We start from the raw sequence: 15,561 nt of genomic DNA, 5'->3' as shown, positions 1-15,561 counted from the left end.
CGGCCGCCGCGGCCGCGAGGGGAGAGCGGGAGGGAGGTGGCCCCGCTATTCGAAGTACCAGACCACCGGATCCATCGGCGCCGGGGTGGGGAACAGCCAGGCGTTGAACATGGTCTCCGGCGCATTGCGGAGGTTGTTCTTGATGATCGAGTAGCTGTTGGGCGACAGGCTGACGCCGATCACGGGGAACTCTTCCTTGGTGATGGCGAGGATCTGGCGGAACAGTTCGGCACGCTGTTCCGGGTCGCCCGAGGCGCGGACCTGGTTGTAGAGCTCCATCTGCTGCTTGGCCCAGTCGGCCGGCTCTTCGGCGATCTCGGGCCGAGTGCCATTGAACCACTGTGCCCAGCGGAAGGCCCAGACCGATTCATCGCTGAACGGGAAGTAGTAGCGGGGCTCCTGCAAGGCTTCGATGCCACCGTCGCCGGCCCAGACCTGGGCGTCGAACTCGCCGGCAGGACGCTTCTCGTAGAACAGCGTGCGGTCGATGCTGTTGATCTCGAGATCGATGCCCGCAGCAGCAAGCTGCAGTTGCATGATCTCCAGCATGTCGACCCACTCGGGCCGAAGGGCCGTGATCATGTCGACGGTGATCTTGGCCGGGTTGCCGTCGCTCATGAGGTAGAAGCCGTCACCATTGCGTTCTGTCAGGCCCGCTGCCTCGAAATGCTGGGCGGCGAGGTCAGGATCGAACTCGGTGTACTGCTTGGCCAGTTCCTCGTCATAGAACGCCGACTCCGGGCGCGGCGCGACCTGGAAGGGTTCGCCCTGGCCGGTGAACACCACGTCGATGATCTCCATGCGGTCGATCGCGTGGGACAGACCGATGCGGAAGTCCTTGTTGTTGTAGAGCTCGCGCTTGACCGGATCGAGATGGTTCAGGTTGAGCTGCAGCACCAGCGTGTTGGAGGCGGAGGGGATCACCTCGCCGAGATGGTAGTCGCCCTGCTCCTGGCCGTCGAAGAACAGCGGCTTGTTGACGGTGGTGGCGATGTGACGTTCCTGGAAGTCGATCTCGCCATTGAGCGCCGCCAGCGTCAGGTCTTCGACGCCGCCCTGGCTCACGCGCATCTCGAGATTGTCGATATAGGGAAGCTGGTTCCCCTCGCCGTCGACCTTCCAGTAGTAGGGGTTGCGCACCCAGTTGAGGCGCTGCGTATTCGCCGTCAGCCCCGTCTCCAGGATCCACGGGTAGATGGTCGGCAGGTCCGCATTGGAGAAGCGGATCATTTCCCAGCCCCAGGCGCAGCGATCGTGCAGGTGGAGCGACCAGCCATCAAAGCCCGCGGCCTGCGCGTCGGCATCGGCATTTTCGTTGTGGCTGGGGTGGAACTGACCGCAATAGTGCTTGGGCAGCGAGGTGATGTGGATACCGTCGGTGCTGGCCAGCGTCTCCATGAACATGCCGTTCGGCTTGTCGAAGCTGAACGTGAAGTTGTGCTCGTCGATCACCTCCAGCTTCACCGGGTTGTTGGCGTTGTCGATCCAGCTGCCGGCAGGATATTCCGGGTCCTGGTAGACCTCGACGGCGAAGGCGATGTCTTCGGTGGTGAACGGGGTGCCGTCCGACCACTTCACGCCCTCGCGCAGCTTGAAGGTGTATTCTGTAGCGTCCTCGTTCACCTCCCAGCTTTCGGCCAGGTTGGGCAGCACGTTTTTCCATTCGTGGTCGTAGCGGACCAGGCCTTCATAGGCGACGGTCTTGACGATCAGGCCGTTGTCGTTGCCGCCGTTCATGCCCATGCGCCAGGTGCCGCCATACTTGCCGACGCTGTCGCCCTCCACGACCAGCGGGTTGGCCGGCAGGCGTTCCTCGAGCGGCGGCAGTTCGCCACTCTCCACCAGTGCCTCCAGTGCCGGCGCCTGGCCGGCACCAAGTGCCGGTCCCGCCGCGGCGAACATGGCCGCCAGGGCCACGGCGCCGGTCAGGCCACTGAGATGGTCTCTCCTCATTGTCGTCCCTCCCTTGTCCGGAGCCCCTGCTCCGGAGGTGAAATGAAGCTCCGGACGTTGCCGGAACCACGATGGTTCGCCTCCCTCCTCGGAGGCGCACTCCCGCTCAGCCGAGCGGCGAGATTTCGAGCGCGACCCGTCCTTCCCGGCCTTGTTGCCGGGGCGTGAACAGCACGCGCGTGAGATCGACGGCAGGCTGGTATTGCTTTTCCACCTGCTCGTGCCGGTCGAGGGTGACGGCGAGGCCGGCGGCGTCGTAGTCGACCCGCACGCCGGCTCCGCTTTGGCCGATCTCGACCGTGCCATTGCCGGCACTCACCGCAAGCGGCGTCACCAGCACTGACTGGAATTCTCCGTCGCCGGCGGCGAAAGCAAAGCTGTCCTCCAGCAGCACCCGCCCACCGCGCACCGAGCGGTCGAAGGTGATGCGACGCTCCAGCCGCTCGAGCCCGGCTTCGGCCGGGTAGGCGGCCGCCATCTCGAGTTCGAGCCGGTCGGCGTCGTCACCGTGGGAATGGTGCAGCACCCGCGCGGCGTGCGCACGGCCGGCGGCCTGTTCGTGACCATTGACCACCGGCACCGAGTGGCCGCGCGAAGAGGCCATCAGGTTGCCGTAGCGCTCCGGACCGAAATAGCTCTTGGAGTAGCGGCCCCGGCCGGGATCGGTCAGCACCACCTTGCCGCCGGCGACCACCATGAAGGCGCCGACATCGTTCTGGTTGTGCATCTCGTCATTGTGCCCGCCCTTGGCGGCGAGCCGGAGCGAAGCGGGATCGTCCGGCTCGAGCCGGCTGATCATCCAGCCCATCTCGTCATACCAGTCGTGGCGGGCGAGCCGGACAGGCTCCGGGTTCTCCGGCAGCGGCCAGGCGAACTGGCGCAGGGGCCAAATGAACTGGTTGAAGCCGGCAACGGTGAAGTCGTTGCCCATGCCGAGCCCCAGCAGCTCCGGCAGGTGCAGGTGCCGGGCCAGCAGCGTCAGCAGCGAAGGGTGAAACACCGGGTTGCTGTCGGAATCCGAAAAGCTCGCCCAGACGCCCGGCGCCAGCATGGTCCGTACCGGAAACAGCGCGATGTCGCGCACGAACTCACCGGCGAGCAGGTCGATGGCCCCGCCCGTGCGCTGGTACAGCAGATGGGCCAGCACCGCATAGTTGCCGAAGCCATAGGTCCAATAGTCGGGCCCCTCGGAAGAGCCGCCCTGCCGATCGAAGGTTTCGAGATAGTCGGCAAGGCTGTGAAGTCCTCGGGTGATGATTGCCGCCAGCCTGGAGACATCGGTTTCGAGATAAAGGGCTGCCCCGACGGCGCCGGCGACGCACACCGCCGTCCAGTTGCTGACCTGCTTGTCCGGCGTCGTATGCAGCCACCAATGATCCGAACGGTTGAGGAAGGGCCCGACCACCCGCCGCTCCACCTCCGCCCGCAGCCGGGCGCGGAGATTGGGTGCCAGCCGGTCGCCCACCAGGTAGTCGAGTTCCGCCATGTCCAGCGCCGTCATTGCCGCAGCGAGATCGACCGTCGGCCGGTCGGGATGGTCGAGGTCACGCGCATGCGCCGGCCAGGCCCAGTTGGTTTCCTCGAGCCGCGCCCAGGTGAGGTCTTCGATGGCGGGCACGAACCGCCCCTTCGCCTCCAGCCATTCGGCCATGACCAGCCGGTAGAGCATGTTGCGGCGGTCGCGCTGGGCGTCCTCGTAGCCTTCGCGCCGGCCCGTCTCGCGAAACTCGTGGTAGAGCCGCGCCGGCAGGGCAGGGATCTCGGCGACGGCATCGAGCTCCGCATCCGCGAGCAGGCGGGGGAGCGCTTCGGCTCCCAACCCTGCCTTCAGCGCTTCGAGTTCGGACGAGTCGCTGCGGGGGAACGGCGCGAAGTCGGGCGCTGCGGCGAGCACCGACTCCACATGTCTGACGTTCCACCGCCGCAGATTCACGAAATCCTCCCGCTTCTCGTTTCGGCGGTAACGGAACGCAATCCGATTTCTGCCGCACGAGTTCTGTTTGCAGCGCAAGACTACGCATGATCTTGCGTAAGTTCAAGGATTTTGCGCAATTCACGCAAATTATGCAATATTGCAGGAATTGCATTGTGCAGTGTTGAGGATAGCTGCCTTGGTCCGCGGCTCAAGCCAGCGGTTATGCACATCGCAACAGAAAAAAGGTCGGAGCCGTTAGGCCAACGTGTGGACGGTCTCGCCTTCAACCAGGGTCAGGCCGATCTCCAGTTGCTGCACCGCCAGATCACCGTCGAGTTGGTTGGCCAACAGCCTTACCACGCCGCGGCCGATGGCTTCGCGATCCACGCGCACCGTGCTCAGGCGCGGGCTGGCGATACCGGCGATCGGCAGGTCGTCGAAGCCCACCAGCGAGAACCCGGCCGGCAGCGGAGAATCCGTGCCCAGCAACGTCTCCACCATGGTGACGGCTACGCCGTCGTTCCAGCAGAACACCGCCGTCACGTCGTACTTGCCGGCCATCAGGCCGGCCAGCAATTCGCGGCTCGAATGCTCGTTCGAGATGACCACCGTCCCCACGGCATCGGGGCAATCGGCAATGGCTGCCTCGAAGCCCCGCCGCCGCTGCCGGATTGTGGGGCGATGGTGATAGGTATAGTGCAGGATCTTGCGGTGGCCGTGGTCCAGCAGGTGCTTGGTCGCCATGTAGGCGCCGTAGAAATTGGCGGGTGCGACGCTGTTGAAGCGCATCTGCGGGTCGCTGCCATTGGCGAGAACGATCGCGATGCCGGCTTCCTGTGCCCAGGCGGCGAGTTCGTCATCGGGGTCGATGCCGGCGAGGATCAGCCCGTCCGCGGAGGACTTGGCGACGTGCCGTCGCACGAAGTCCAGCGTCACCATGTCCTCGTTCACCAGCCGCACATCGAGTGCGATGCCGGCCTGTTCCGCCTGCGCCCGCATGCCCTCGACGATGCCGTGGTAAAAGCTCGCAAGGCTCCCCATGGCGCTGTTGAGCGGCACGAAGGCCACGGCGCGCTTGTCGAGCTTGCCGGCGAGCGGGGGGTGCTTGCTGCGGTAGCCGAGCATGCGCGCCACCCGCTGCACCTCCTGGCGCACCGCCTCGCTGATGCCGATCTCGTTGGCGAGCGCCCGCGACACCGTGCTCACGGAAACCCCGAGTTTTTCGGCAATGTCGGCCTGGCTGGCGCGTTTGGTGGGGGCCATTTCGGTTCCTTGCTCTGCTTACGCAATATTTGCGTTTCTTGAGCAAAGCAAGCGAAACTGCCGTCGCTACCGGAAACGCACCCAAAACTCCCAAAAACACTGCTCCGCGTCGCTTTGTCCGCTGGCACCGCGAGACCATCCGGCTATGGTGCGACAAAGAGGGCCGAGATGGCGTCCGACCGCAGAGACATCCACAATTCCGACGTGCCGGTGCTGTGCCGCAGTTGCGAGGCCCGGCATCGCGGCATGTGCGGCGTGCTCGATCCCGAGCAACTGGTGGAACTGGCCCGCACGACCCACAAGGCCCGGCACCAGCCCGGCACCGAACTCATCGGCGACAGCACCGAAATCCACTCCTACGCCAATGTCATGCGCGGGGTGGTGAAGCTCTCCAAGGTCCTCGAAGACGGCCGCCAGCAACTGGTGGGCCTGCAGTTTGCCCCGGATTTCCTGGGCCGGCTGTTCGGCCAGGAAAGCTCGGTGACCGCCGAAGCGGCCAGTTCGGTCGACCTCTGCGTGGTGCCGAAATCCACGCTCGAGCAGTTGGTCGAAAAGAACCCGGCACTCGAACACAAGCTGATGCAGCAGACCCTGCGCGAACTGGACGAAGCGCGCACCTGGATGGTGACGCTCGGCCGCAAGACCGCGCTCGAAAAGGTCGCGAGCTTCCTCCACCTCATCGCCACCCACACCGACCCGGAAGCCGATGTCGTGGTCGGCGGCGCCCGCTTCGAGCTGCCCTTGAGCCGGCTCGACATCGCCGATTTCCTCGGCCTCACCATCGAGACGGTGTCGCGCCAGATGACCAAGCTGCGGCAGATGGGGGTGATCCAGGTCACCAACAACCGCACCGTCGACGTGCCGGACCTCGACCGGCTCCAGACGCTCTGCGGCTGAGGCTCAGTTCAGCGTCGGCTGCTCCGGCGGCGCTTCGAGCAGCGGCGCCAGCAATTCCTGCTCGAAGGCGATGTGCCGCCTGAGGCTCTCGAAAAAGCCGCGCAGCATGAAGCCGGCGGTGTCCGGGGCGATGCTCTGCCGCCCCTCGCCATAGGCTTTCAGCATCTCCTGCACCTCCTCGGCATAGCAGAGGTCGACCTGGTGCTCGAGGCGCAGCCGCTCGAGGGTGCCGCTCAGCTCCGGCCGCGGTTGGTCGAGCCCCAGCAACATCGGAAACACCTGCTTTTCCTCCAGCTCCTGGGCGCGAAACAGCATCGGGCCGAGCGCGCGCGACAGCCACAGGCATTGCTGGCGGTCGACATTGTGCGGCAGGCTGTCGGCCACCGCTTCCAGCGCGTCGCAGATGGCGATCAGGCAGTCGTGGTTTTCCGTCATGTGGCGGGCTTGATCGGCTGTGGGCATCGGTTTTTCCTCCCCTCGTGGGGTCGGCCGCCACGTCGATCCGGCGGTCCCTCGGAGCTGAGCCCACTAAGCCGGTTTTGCGCCCCTGTTGTCTTGATCTGGGTCAAGGGAGAGCCCCCGCGGCTATCGGGGACTTGCGCCATGGCGGCCGCTGGCCGAATACTCCGGCCAAATCGCAGGACCACCAATGGCGCAGAAGACGGATAGCTCCACCAGCCGCCTGGACGACGCGGCGCGCGCCGGCTGGCTCTACTATGTGGCCGGCAACACCCAGGAAGAAATCGCCGCCAAGCTCGGCATCTCGCGCCAGTCGGCGCAGCGGCTGGTGTCGCTGTCGGTCAGCGAAGGGCTGATCAAGGTGCGGCTCGATCACCCCATCGGGCGCTGCATGGATCTGGCGGCTCGGCTCAAGTCGCGCTTCGCGCTCGACCTCGTCGAGGTGGTGCCGTCCGATCCCGCCAGCGCCTCGACCACCATCGGGGTCGCCGAAGCCGGTGCCGCCGAGATCGAGCGCTGGCTGAAGCGCACCGACCCCATCGTCATGGCGGTCGGTACCGGCCGCACGCTCAAGGCCGCGGTGGAACAGCTGATGCCGATGGAGTGCCAGCACCACAAGGTGGTGTCGCTCACCGGCAATATCGCCCCGGACGGTTCGGCGGCCTACTACAACGTCATCTTCAACATCGCCGACAGCGTCAAGGCGCGCAGCTTCCCTATGCCGCTGCCGGTGATCGCCTCCTCCGCACAGGAGCGCGAGCTGCTCCACGCCCAGCCGATGATCCGGCCGACGCTGGCGCTGGCAGCCCACGCCGACGTGACCTTCATCGGCGTCGGCGAAATGGGCCCCGAGGCGCCGCTCTATCTCGACGGGTTCATCACCGAAGCCGAGCTCAAGGCGCTGCAGAAGGCCGGTGCCGTGGGCGAGATCTGCGGCTGGGCCTTCGACGCCGACGGGCGGCTGATCGACGGACAGACCAATGAGCGGGTGGCCTCCGCCCCGATTCCATCCCGCGAGCAGTCCCTGGTGGTGGCAATTGCCAAGGGCAGCAAGAAATTGCCCGGTATCCGCGCAGTGGTGAACCGGCGCCTCGCCAACGGACTCATCACCGACGAGCTGACCGCCGAAGCGCTGCTCGCCGGCTGACTTTCCCCACCCAGCCGTGGATTGGCAGGGTCCTGCACAACCCGGCTTGACTTCCGTGCGCAAAGAAGGTGAACATTTGCCCATGACTGAGGCATTTGCTCGCCTCGGCTTGGGAGGATATCGATGAAACTCACACCCGTTCTCGTGGGCGCGTTCACCCTTGCGCTCGCGGCCTCGGCTTCGGCCCAGACGCTGACCATCGCCACCGTCAACAATGGCGACATGGTGCGCATGCAGGGGCTGTCGAGCCAGTTCACCGACGAAACCGGCATCCAGCTCAACTGGGTGGTGCTGGAAGAAAACACCCTGCGCCAGAACGTCACCACCGACATCGCCACCAATGGCGGGCAGTACGACATCATGACCATCGGCACCTATGAGGCGCCGATCTGGGCGCGCCAGGGCTGGCTGGCCCCGCTCGACGCGCTCACCGCCGATCCCGAATACGATGTCGACGACATCCTGCCGCCGATCCGCGAGGGCCTCAGCTATGAGGGCAAGCTCTACGCCGCCCCGTTCTATGGCGAGTCGAGCTTCATCATGTATCGCACCGACCTGATGGAAGAGGCCGGTCTCGAAATGCCGGACGAGCCCACCTGGGAGTTCATCGGCGAAGCGGCCCGCGCCATGACCGATCGCGACAACGACATCAACGGCATCTGCCTGCGCGGCAAGGCCGGCTGGGGCGAGAACATGGCGTTCCTGACGGCGATGTCCAACTCGTTTGGTGCCCGCTGGTTCGACGAGAACTGGGTGCCGCAGTTCGACTCGCCCGAGTGGAAGGAAACGCTCGACACGTATTTGTCGCTGATGGCCGATGCCGGTCCGGCCGGCGCCTCCTCCAACGGCTTCAACGAGAACCTGACCCTGTTCCAGCAGGGCAAATGCGGCATGTGGATCGACGCCACCGTGGCCGCCTCGTTCGTCACCAATCCGGAAGATTCCACCGTAGCCGACAAGGTCGGCTTCGCCCTCGCACCCGACAACGGGCTCGGCAAGCGCGGCAACTGGCTCTGGGCCTGGTCGCTCGCCATTCCGAATTCCTCGCAGAACAAGGAAGCCGCCGAGCAGTTCATCAACTGGGCGACCAGCAAGGATTACCTCGCCCTGGTGGCCGAGAAAGAAGGCTGGGCCAACGTGCCTCCCGGCACCCGCACCTCGCTCTACGAGAACCCGGAATATCAGGCGGCGGCGCCCTTCGCGCAGATGACGCTCGACTCCATCAACGCCGCCAATCCGGCCGAGCCGACGGTCGATCCGGTGCCTTATACCGGCGTGCAGTTCGTGGCCATTCCGGAATTCGCCGGTATTGCCACCAATGTCGGCCAGCTCTTCTCCGCCGCTCTCGCCGGCCAGATGAGTGCCGATGATGCCCTGGCCCAGGCCCAGGACGCCGCCACCCGCGACATGACCCGCGCCGGCTACATCAAGTAGAGACCTCCTCCCGGGGGCGCGGGAGGGGATGCAATGCGCACCCCCTCCCATCCCTCCCCGCAAGGGGGAGGGTGATCTCCACTCGGTGGCACCATCTCGCCACACACGCCGAAGCCACCCTCCCCCTTGCGGGGAGGGCCAGGGAGGGGGTTCCCTCCACGGATACGGGATCACCACATGGCAACCCAGCAGACCCGCACTCTCTCCCGCGTCATGATGGCGCCGGCGGTCATCCTGCTCTTTGTCTGGATGATCGTGCCGCTGGCGATGACCCTGTGGTTCTCGTTCCAGAACTACAATTTGCTCAACCCGATGATGACCGGCTTTGCCGGCTGGGGGAACTACCTCTACGTCATCGGCGATCCGAGCTTCACCCAGGCGCTGGTCAACACCCTGCTGCTGGTGGGCGGCGTGCTCTTGATCACCGTCGTCGGCGGCACCTTCCTCGCGCTGCTGCTCGATCAGCCGATCTGGGGGCAGGGGATCCTCCGCATCCTCGTCATCTCCCCGTTCTTCGTCATGCCGCCGGTCGCCGCGCTGATCTGGAAGAACGGCTTCATGCACCCCGGCTACGGCATGCTGGGGCACCTCTGGGACTTCCTGGGCCTCCAGCCCGTCGACTGGTTCAACCAGTACCCGCTGTTCTCGATCATCGTCATCGTCGCCTGGCAGTGGCTGCCGTTCGCGACGCTGATCCTGCTGACCGCGCTGCAGTCGCTGTCGGAAGAGCAGCGCGAGGCGGCCGAGATGGATGGCGCCAATGCCCTCAACCGCTTCTGGTACATCATCCTGCCGCACATGGCCCGGGCGATCACCATCGTCATCCTGATCCAGACCATCTTCCTGCTCGGCATCTTCGCCGAAATCCGCGTCACCACCGGCGGCGGCCCGGGCTACGCCTCCACCAACCTCACCTTCCTGGTGTTCCGCACCGGCATCCTCTCGAACGACATCGGCGCCGGCTCGGCCGGCGGCGTGGTGGCGGTGATCCTCGCCAACATCGTCGCCATCTTCCTGATGCGCGCCGTGGGGAGGAACCTCGATGCTTGAGGTCGTGACGAGACCCCCCCTCCCGTCCTCCCCCGCAAGGGGGGAGGTGGACCTCCACTCCGTGGCACGATCTTGCCACCCGCACCGTCGCAGCACCTCCCCCCTTGCGGGGGAGGCCGGGAGGGGGGTGTCCCTCCACACCCACGAAATCTCGGCGGAGACACACTGATGGCTCGCAACGCCTCCACCGCCACCAAGACCGGCTTCACCCTTCTCGCCTGGGCCATCGCGCTGCTGTTGTTCTCGCCCATCCTGTGGACGGTCCTCACCGCCTTCAAGACCGAGGCCGAGGCCATCGCCTCGCCGCCGACCTTCCTGCCCGAGACCTTCACGCTCGAGAACTTCGGCGCGGTGCAGGCGCGGTCCGACTACATCAAGCACGCCACCAACTCGATCATCGTCTCGGTCGGCTCGACCCTGATCGGGCTGATCATCGCTATCCCCGCCGCCTGGGCCATGGCCTTCGCGCCCACCAAGCGCACCAAGGACGTCCTCATGTGGATGCTCTCCACCAAGATGATGCCGGCGGTGGGCGTCCTCATCCCGATCTACCTGATCTTCCGCGACCTCAGGCTGCTCGACACCCTGCACGGGCTGACGGTGATCATGACGCTGATCAACCTGCCGATCATCATCTGGATGCTTTACACCTACTTCAAGGAAATCCCGGTCGACATCCTCGAAGCCGCCCGCATGGACGGGGCCGAGCTCTGGAACGAGATCACCCATGTGCTGGTGCCGATGGCAATTCCCGGCATCGCCTCGACCCTGTTGCTCAACGTCATCCTCGCCTGGAACGAGGCGTTCTGGACCATCACCCTGACCTCGGGCCGCGCCGGCACGCTGACGGCGTTCATCAGTTCGTTCTCGTCACCGCAAGGCCTGTTCCTGGCAAAACTCTCCGCCGCATCCCTGCTCGCCATCGCCCCGATCCTCTTGCTCGGCTGGTTCAGCCAGAAGCAGCTCGTCCGCGGCCTGACATTTGGAGCGGTGAAGTGATGGTCTCCTGTCCCATCATAGCTGCATCAGTTCCTGCCCTTCCCTCCCCCTTGAGGGGAGGGACCGAGGGAGGGGGTCCCTTAGTGGGCCACCGCACGACCCCCCACCCCAACCCTCCCCCTCAAGGGGGGAGGGAGGCACAATCTCCGACCTCCTGCCGGTAGAGGACACCATGGGCTCCATCACCCTCGAAAACGTCAACAAGTCCTTCGGCGAGGTCCAGGTCATCCCCGACATCTCGCTCGACATCCGCGATGGTGAGTTCGTGGTCTTTGTCGGCCCGTCGGGCTGCGGCAAGTCCACGCTGTTGCGGTTGATCGCCGGACTCGAGGACACCACGAAGGGCCGCATCCTCCTCGACGGGCAGGATGTCACCAAGGCGCCGCCGGCTCGCCGCGGCCTCGCCATGGTGTTCCAGAGCTATGCGCTCTATCCGCACATGACCGTGCGCGACAACATCGCCTTCCCCTTGAAGATGGCCAAGGCGCCCAGGGAGGTCATCGATCAGAAGGTCGAATACGCCGCCCGCACGCTGAACCTGTCGAGCTATCTGGACCGTCGCCCGCGTGCCCTGTCCGGCGGCCAGCGCCAGCGCGTCGCCATCGGCCGCGCCATCGTTCGCGAGCCCAAGGCCTTCCTGTTCGATGAGCCATTGAGCAACCTCGATGCCGCCCTGCGCGTCAACATGCGGCTCGAGATCACCGAACTCCACCAGCAGCTCAAGACCACCATGATCTACGTCACCCACGACCAGGTCGAGGCCATGACCATGGCGGACCGTATCGTGGTGCTGAATGCCGGCCGCGTCGAGCAATTCGGCTCGCCGCTCGAACTCTACAAACAGCCCGCCAACCGGTTCGTGGCGGGCTTCATCGGCTCGCCCAAGATGAACTTCGTCGATGGCGCCGAGGCGCAGAAGCACAACGCCCATTCGATAGGCGTCCGCCCCGAGCACATCGCCCTCTCGACCACCCAGGGCGCCGGCACCTGGTCCGGTCGGGTCACGGTCGCCGAACAGCTCGGTTCGGACACCTTCCTTCATGTCGATACCGACGGGCTGGGGCTGGTCACCGTCCGCACCGATGGCGACCAGACCTTCTCTCACGGCGACGCCGTGTGGCTCACCCCCGACACGGCCCGCATCTACCGCTTCGATCAGGCCGGCAATGCACTCTGATGACCACACTGACCCATCGTTCCTTCGTCATCACCGGGCGTGGCCCGGTGATCCAGTCCGCGGCCGGTGCACCTGGATTGCCGGGACGAGCCCGGCAATGACGACGAACCGGTGTGCCGGTGCTTTGTCCGGAATCACAGAATGACCACCAAGCTCTCCGCCCGCAGCCTCGATGCCATCACCACTGCCGCAAGACCGGCTTATGACCGCAGTGGCCTCACCGCCGGGATCGTTCATTTCGGTGTCGGCAATTTCCACCGCGCCCACCAGGCGGTCTATCTCGACGACCTGTTCGCCACCGGCGCCGGGCATGACTGGGCCATCGTCGGCGCCGGCGTGCGCGACACCGACGAGGCGATGCGCCAGCAGCTCATGGCGCAGGACTGGCTGACCACGGTGGTGGAGCAGGAGGCCGAGGCCAGCTCGGCGCGCATCACCGGGGCGATGATCGACTATCTTCGCCCGGGCGATGCCGCAGCGATCATCGCCCGGCTCGCCGATCCGGCGATCCGGATCGTGTCGCTGACCATCACCGAGGGCGGCTACTACATCGACCCCGCCTCGCAACAATTCGATCCGACCCATCCCGACATCGCCTGGGATGCGCGGAACATCGACAGCCCGAAAACGGTGTTCGGACTGATCCTTGCCGGGCTGGTGCGGCGGCGCCAGTCCGGCATCCAGCCCTTCACGGTGATGAGCTGCGACAACATCCCCGGCAACGGCCACGTCACCGCGAACGCCGTGGTGGGCCTCGCCGAACTCGTCGATCCAGCCCTGGCGCAGTGGGTGCGCGACAGCGTCGCCTTCCCCAACGGCATGGTCGACCGCATCACCCCCGCCACCTCCGACCGCGAGAAGCAGGTGCTGCGCGACGAGTATGGCATCGAGGACAACTGGCCGGTGTTCTGCGAGAGCTTCCGCCAATGGGTGCTCGAGGACAATTTCCCCACCGGCCGCCCGGCGCTCGAGCAGGTCGGCGTGCAGTTCGTGCCCGACGTCGCCCCCTACGAGCACATGAAGATCCGCATCCTCAATGGCGGTCACGCAACGATCGCCTATCCCGCTGGCCTGCTCGACATTCACTTCGTCCACGAGGCCATGGAGCATCCCCTGGTCGGCGCCTTCCTCACCAAGGTCGAGACCGAGGAGATCATCCCGGTGGTGCCACCGGTGCCCGGCACCGACTTGCTCGAATACCTCGCGCTCTGCCAGCGTCGCTTCGCCAATCCCAAGATCGGCGACACCATCCGCCGATTGGCGCTCGACGGTAGCAATAGACAACCGAAATTCATCATTCCTTCTGCTCTCGACCGGGTGAAACGGGAACGGAAAGCAACCGGTTTGTCGCTGGTGAGTGCCCTGTGGTGCCGCTATTGCTACGGCGTCACCGACAGCGGCGCCGAGATCGCACCCAACGATCCGAACTGGGACCGCCTGACCGCCCAGGCCCGGCTGGCGCGCACCGACCCCCGGGCCTGGCTCGCCATGCGCGACATCTATGGCGAACTCTCCGACAGCACGATTTTCGCTGGTTCTTTCGGCACTTGGCTCGATCGCCTGTGGTCCACCGGCACCGCCGCTACGCTGGAACACTACCTCGCTTCCGACGAGTGAGTTGCCGGAACCTGCCGATCCTGTAAGCTCCGCTCCAAAGCAACAAAGGTACGGCGGACGGGTGAGGGACAGCCTCTTGGTGGGAGTGGACGTCGGCACGGGCAGCGCCCGGGCCGGCGTTTTCACGCCCTCCGGCACCCTGCTCGGCCGCGACGAACACCCGATCAGCATGCGGCGCACCGACGCCAATCACGCCGAACACGATAGCGAACAGATCTGGCAGGCCGTCTGTGCCGCGGTGCGTGGGGCCATGCGGGAAGCGGCGGCTGAGCCCGCGCAGGTCGTCGGCATCGGCTTCGATGCCACCTGTTCCCTGGTAATCCGCGATGCCGAAGGGCGGCCGGTGACGGTTTCCCGTCAGGGCGGCGATCAGTGGGACACCATCGTCTGGCTCGACCACCGGGCCCTGGCGGAGGCGGAGGAATGCACCGCCACCGGTCACCGGGTGCTGGATTTCATCGGCGGCGTGATGTCGCCGGAGATGGAAGCGCCCAAGCTCATGTGGCTGAAGCGGCGCCTGCCGGAGAGCTGGAGCCGGGCCGGCATCATGCTCGACCTCGCCGATTGCCTGTCCTGGAAGGCGACGGGATCGCTGGCCCGGTCGCAATCGACGCTGGTGTGCAAGTGGACCTATCTCGGGCACGAGACACCCGGCTGGCAGGACGATTTTCTCGGGCAGGTGGGGCTCGAAGACCTGCGGGAGAGGGCGGCGCTACCGGATCGAGCGAGCCCTGTCGGCGACGATCTGGGTGCACTGACGCCCAAGGCCGCCGCTGACTTGGGGCTGACGACGAAGGTGCGCGTCGGAGCAGGGCTGATCGATGCTCACGCCGGAGCACTCGGGGTGCTCGGCGCCTTCGCCGGCGACGTCGAGACCATCGATCGGCATCTGGCGCTGATCGCCGGCACCTCGAGTTGCGTCATGGCGCTGTCGGCCGAGGCGCGGCCGATCGGCGGCGTTTGGGGGCCGTATTGCGGGGCGGTGCTGCCCGGTGCCTGGCTCAACGAAGGCGGGCAATCCGCCACGGGAGCGCTGCTCGACCACATCATCAGTTGGCATGCCGCCGGAGGCCAGCCGACACCGGACCGGCATGCGGCCATCGCCCTGCGGGTCGGAGAACTGCGCGCTGCCGAGGGCACCGCATTCGCTGAGCGCCTGCATGTTCTTCCGGACTTCCACGGCAACCGTTCGCCACTGGCCGACCCGAATGCGCTGGGGGTGATCTCCGGCCTCACGCTCGACAGCGACTTCGACTCGCTGTGCCGGCTCTATTGGCGCGCCTGCGTCGGCATCGCCTTGGGTGTGCGGCATATTTTGGAAACGCTGAACACGCGCGGCTATGCGATCGACACCCTCCACGTGACTGGGGGCCACACCAAGAACCCGCTGTTGATGGAGCTTTATGCCGATGCGACCGGCTGCCGTGTGGTGGAATCCGCGGCGCCGGACGCCACCCTGCTCGGCATGGCCATGGTGGCGGCAACGGCCGCAGGGCAGTACCCGAGCCTGGATGCAGCCTGCACCGCCATGCAGCAAGGCGGCCGCGAGCGCGCGCCCGACCCGGCGCTGAGAGCAGCGTACGACAAGGATTATCGCATCTTCCTCGAAATGCTGCGGCAGCGGCAGGCGATCGACGCGATGGTTTGACC

Annotated in this window: 12 protein-coding genes; 8 read left to right on the top strand and 4 right to left on the bottom strand. The window is 65.8% G+C overall.

Annotation, left to right across the window (positions count from 1 at the left end; translation table 11 throughout):
- Positions 1 to 45 precede the first annotated feature (45 nt).
- From ACFSX5_RS04445 to ACFSX5_RS04435, 3 genes are all read right to left on the bottom strand, one after another.
- Positions 46 to 1,953 carry an ABC transporter substrate-binding protein gene (locus ACFSX5_RS04445; RefSeq protein WP_386832087.1) on the bottom strand — a complete coding sequence of 636 codons (1,908 nt, stop codon included), beginning with the start codon at positions 1,951 to 1,953 and terminating at the stop codon, positions 46 to 48.
- A gap of 106 nt (positions 1,954 to 2,059) precedes the next feature.
- Positions 2,060 to 3,886, bottom strand: coding sequence for a heparinase II/III domain-containing protein (locus tag ACFSX5_RS04440; RefSeq protein ID WP_386832086.1), 1,827 nt, complete (start codon positions 3,884 to 3,886; stop codon positions 2,060 to 2,062).
- 237 nt (positions 3,887 to 4,123) lie between these two features.
- A complete protein-coding gene (locus ACFSX5_RS04435; RefSeq protein WP_386832085.1) occupies positions 4,124 to 5,131 on the bottom strand; it encodes a LacI family DNA-binding transcriptional regulator in 1,008 nt (335 codons plus the stop codon).
- 168 nt (positions 5,132 to 5,299) lie between these two features.
- Here ACFSX5_RS04435 and ACFSX5_RS04430 point away from each other — a divergent pair, with 168 nt between their 5' ends.
- Positions 5,300 to 6,028 (top strand): Crp/Fnr family transcriptional regulator, encoded by a 729-nt coding sequence (locus ACFSX5_RS04430; protein ID WP_386832084.1) that lies wholly within the window; start codon positions 5,300 to 5,302, stop codon positions 6,026 to 6,028.
- 3 nt (positions 6,029 to 6,031) lie between these two features.
- Here the strand turns inward: ACFSX5_RS04430 and ACFSX5_RS04425 are convergent, their stop codons facing one another.
- On the bottom strand, positions 6,032 to 6,490 hold the full coding sequence (locus ACFSX5_RS04425) for a hemerythrin domain-containing protein (RefSeq protein ID WP_386832083.1): 459 nt from the start codon (positions 6,488 to 6,490) through the stop codon (positions 6,032 to 6,034).
- Positions 6,491 to 6,677: 187 nt separating this feature from the next.
- On the opposite strand from ACFSX5_RS04425, the gene ACFSX5_RS04420 reads away from it, so the two are divergent.
- From ACFSX5_RS04420 to ACFSX5_RS04390, 7 genes are all read left to right on the top strand, one after another.
- Positions 6,678 to 7,634 (top strand): sugar-binding transcriptional regulator, encoded by a 957-nt coding sequence (locus tag ACFSX5_RS04420; protein WP_386832082.1) that lies wholly within the window; start codon positions 6,678 to 6,680, stop codon positions 7,632 to 7,634.
- 123 nt (positions 7,635 to 7,757) lie between these two features.
- Complete coding sequence (locus ACFSX5_RS04415; RefSeq protein ID WP_386832081.1) at positions 7,758 to 9,068, top strand: ABC transporter substrate-binding protein; 1,311 nt, start codon at positions 7,758 to 7,760, stop codon at positions 9,066 to 9,068.
- A 177-nt stretch (positions 9,069 to 9,245) separates the two neighbouring features.
- Positions 9,246 to 10,118, top strand: a complete 873-nt coding sequence (locus ACFSX5_RS04410) for a carbohydrate ABC transporter permease (protein ID WP_386832080.1) — start codon at positions 9,246 to 9,248, stop codon at positions 10,116 to 10,118.
- A gap of 168 nt (positions 10,119 to 10,286) precedes the next feature.
- Positions 10,287 to 11,117 carry a carbohydrate ABC transporter permease gene (locus ACFSX5_RS04405; RefSeq protein ID WP_386832079.1) on the top strand — a complete coding sequence of 277 codons (831 nt, stop codon included), beginning with the start codon at positions 10,287 to 10,289 and terminating at the stop codon, positions 11,115 to 11,117.
- A 172-nt stretch (positions 11,118 to 11,289) separates the two neighbouring features.
- Complete coding sequence (locus ACFSX5_RS04400; RefSeq protein WP_386832078.1) at positions 11,290 to 12,294, top strand: ABC transporter ATP-binding protein; 1,005 nt, start codon at positions 11,290 to 11,292, stop codon at positions 12,292 to 12,294.
- A gap of 141 nt (positions 12,295 to 12,435) precedes the next feature.
- Positions 12,436 to 13,911 (top strand): mannitol dehydrogenase family protein, encoded by a 1,476-nt coding sequence (locus ACFSX5_RS04395; protein WP_386832077.1) that lies wholly within the window; start codon positions 12,436 to 12,438, stop codon positions 13,909 to 13,911.
- Positions 13,912 to 13,972: 61 nt separating this feature from the next.
- The gene (locus ACFSX5_RS04390; protein WP_386832076.1) at positions 13,973 to 15,559 is read left to right on the top strand and encodes an FGGY-family carbohydrate kinase; all 1,587 of its coding nucleotides are present in this window, start codon (positions 13,973 to 13,975) and stop codon (positions 15,557 to 15,559) included.
- Positions 15,560 to 15,561: the final 2 nt, after the last annotated feature.

Source organism: Devosia albogilva, assembly GCF_042685625.1.
Classification (GTDB): domain Bacteria; phylum Pseudomonadota; class Alphaproteobacteria; order Rhizobiales; family Devosiaceae; genus Devosia; species Devosia albogilva.
The sequence above is the reverse complement of the archived record's forward strand: the minus strand, read 5'-3'. Positions and strand labels throughout refer to the sequence as shown.

What these genes read in the sequence shown, in the direction of transcription:
- ACFSX5_RS04445 (WP_386832087.1), bottom strand. Translation starts at nt 1,953, where the DNA reads ATGAGGAGAGACCATCTCAGTGGCCTGACCGGCGCCGTGGCCCTGGCG.
- ACFSX5_RS04435 (WP_386832085.1), bottom strand. Translation starts at nt 5,131, where the DNA reads ATGGCCCCCACCAAACGCGCCAGCCAGGCCGACATTGCCGAAAAACTC.
- ACFSX5_RS04430 (WP_386832084.1), top strand. Translation starts at nt 5,300, where the DNA reads ATGGCGTCCGACCGCAGAGACATCCACAATTCCGACGTGCCGGTGCTG.
- ACFSX5_RS04425 (WP_386832083.1), bottom strand. Translation starts at nt 6,490, where the DNA reads ATGCCCACAGCCGATCAAGCCCGCCACATGACGGAAAACCACGACTGC.
- ACFSX5_RS04420 (WP_386832082.1), top strand. Translation starts at nt 6,678, where the DNA reads ATGGCGCAGAAGACGGATAGCTCCACCAGCCGCCTGGACGACGCGGCG.
- ACFSX5_RS04415 (WP_386832081.1), top strand. Translation starts at nt 7,758, where the DNA reads ATGAAACTCACACCCGTTCTCGTGGGCGCGTTCACCCTTGCGCTCGCG.
- ACFSX5_RS04410 (WP_386832080.1), top strand. Translation starts at nt 9,246, where the DNA reads ATGGCAACCCAGCAGACCCGCACTCTCTCCCGCGTCATGATGGCGCCG.
- ACFSX5_RS04405 (WP_386832079.1), top strand. Translation starts at nt 10,287, where the DNA reads ATGGCTCGCAACGCCTCCACCGCCACCAAGACCGGCTTCACCCTTCTC.
- ACFSX5_RS04400 (WP_386832078.1), top strand. Translation starts at nt 11,290, where the DNA reads ATGGGCTCCATCACCCTCGAAAACGTCAACAAGTCCTTCGGCGAGGTC.
- ACFSX5_RS04395 (WP_386832077.1), top strand. Translation starts at nt 12,436, where the DNA reads ATGACCACCAAGCTCTCCGCCCGCAGCCTCGATGCCATCACCACTGCC.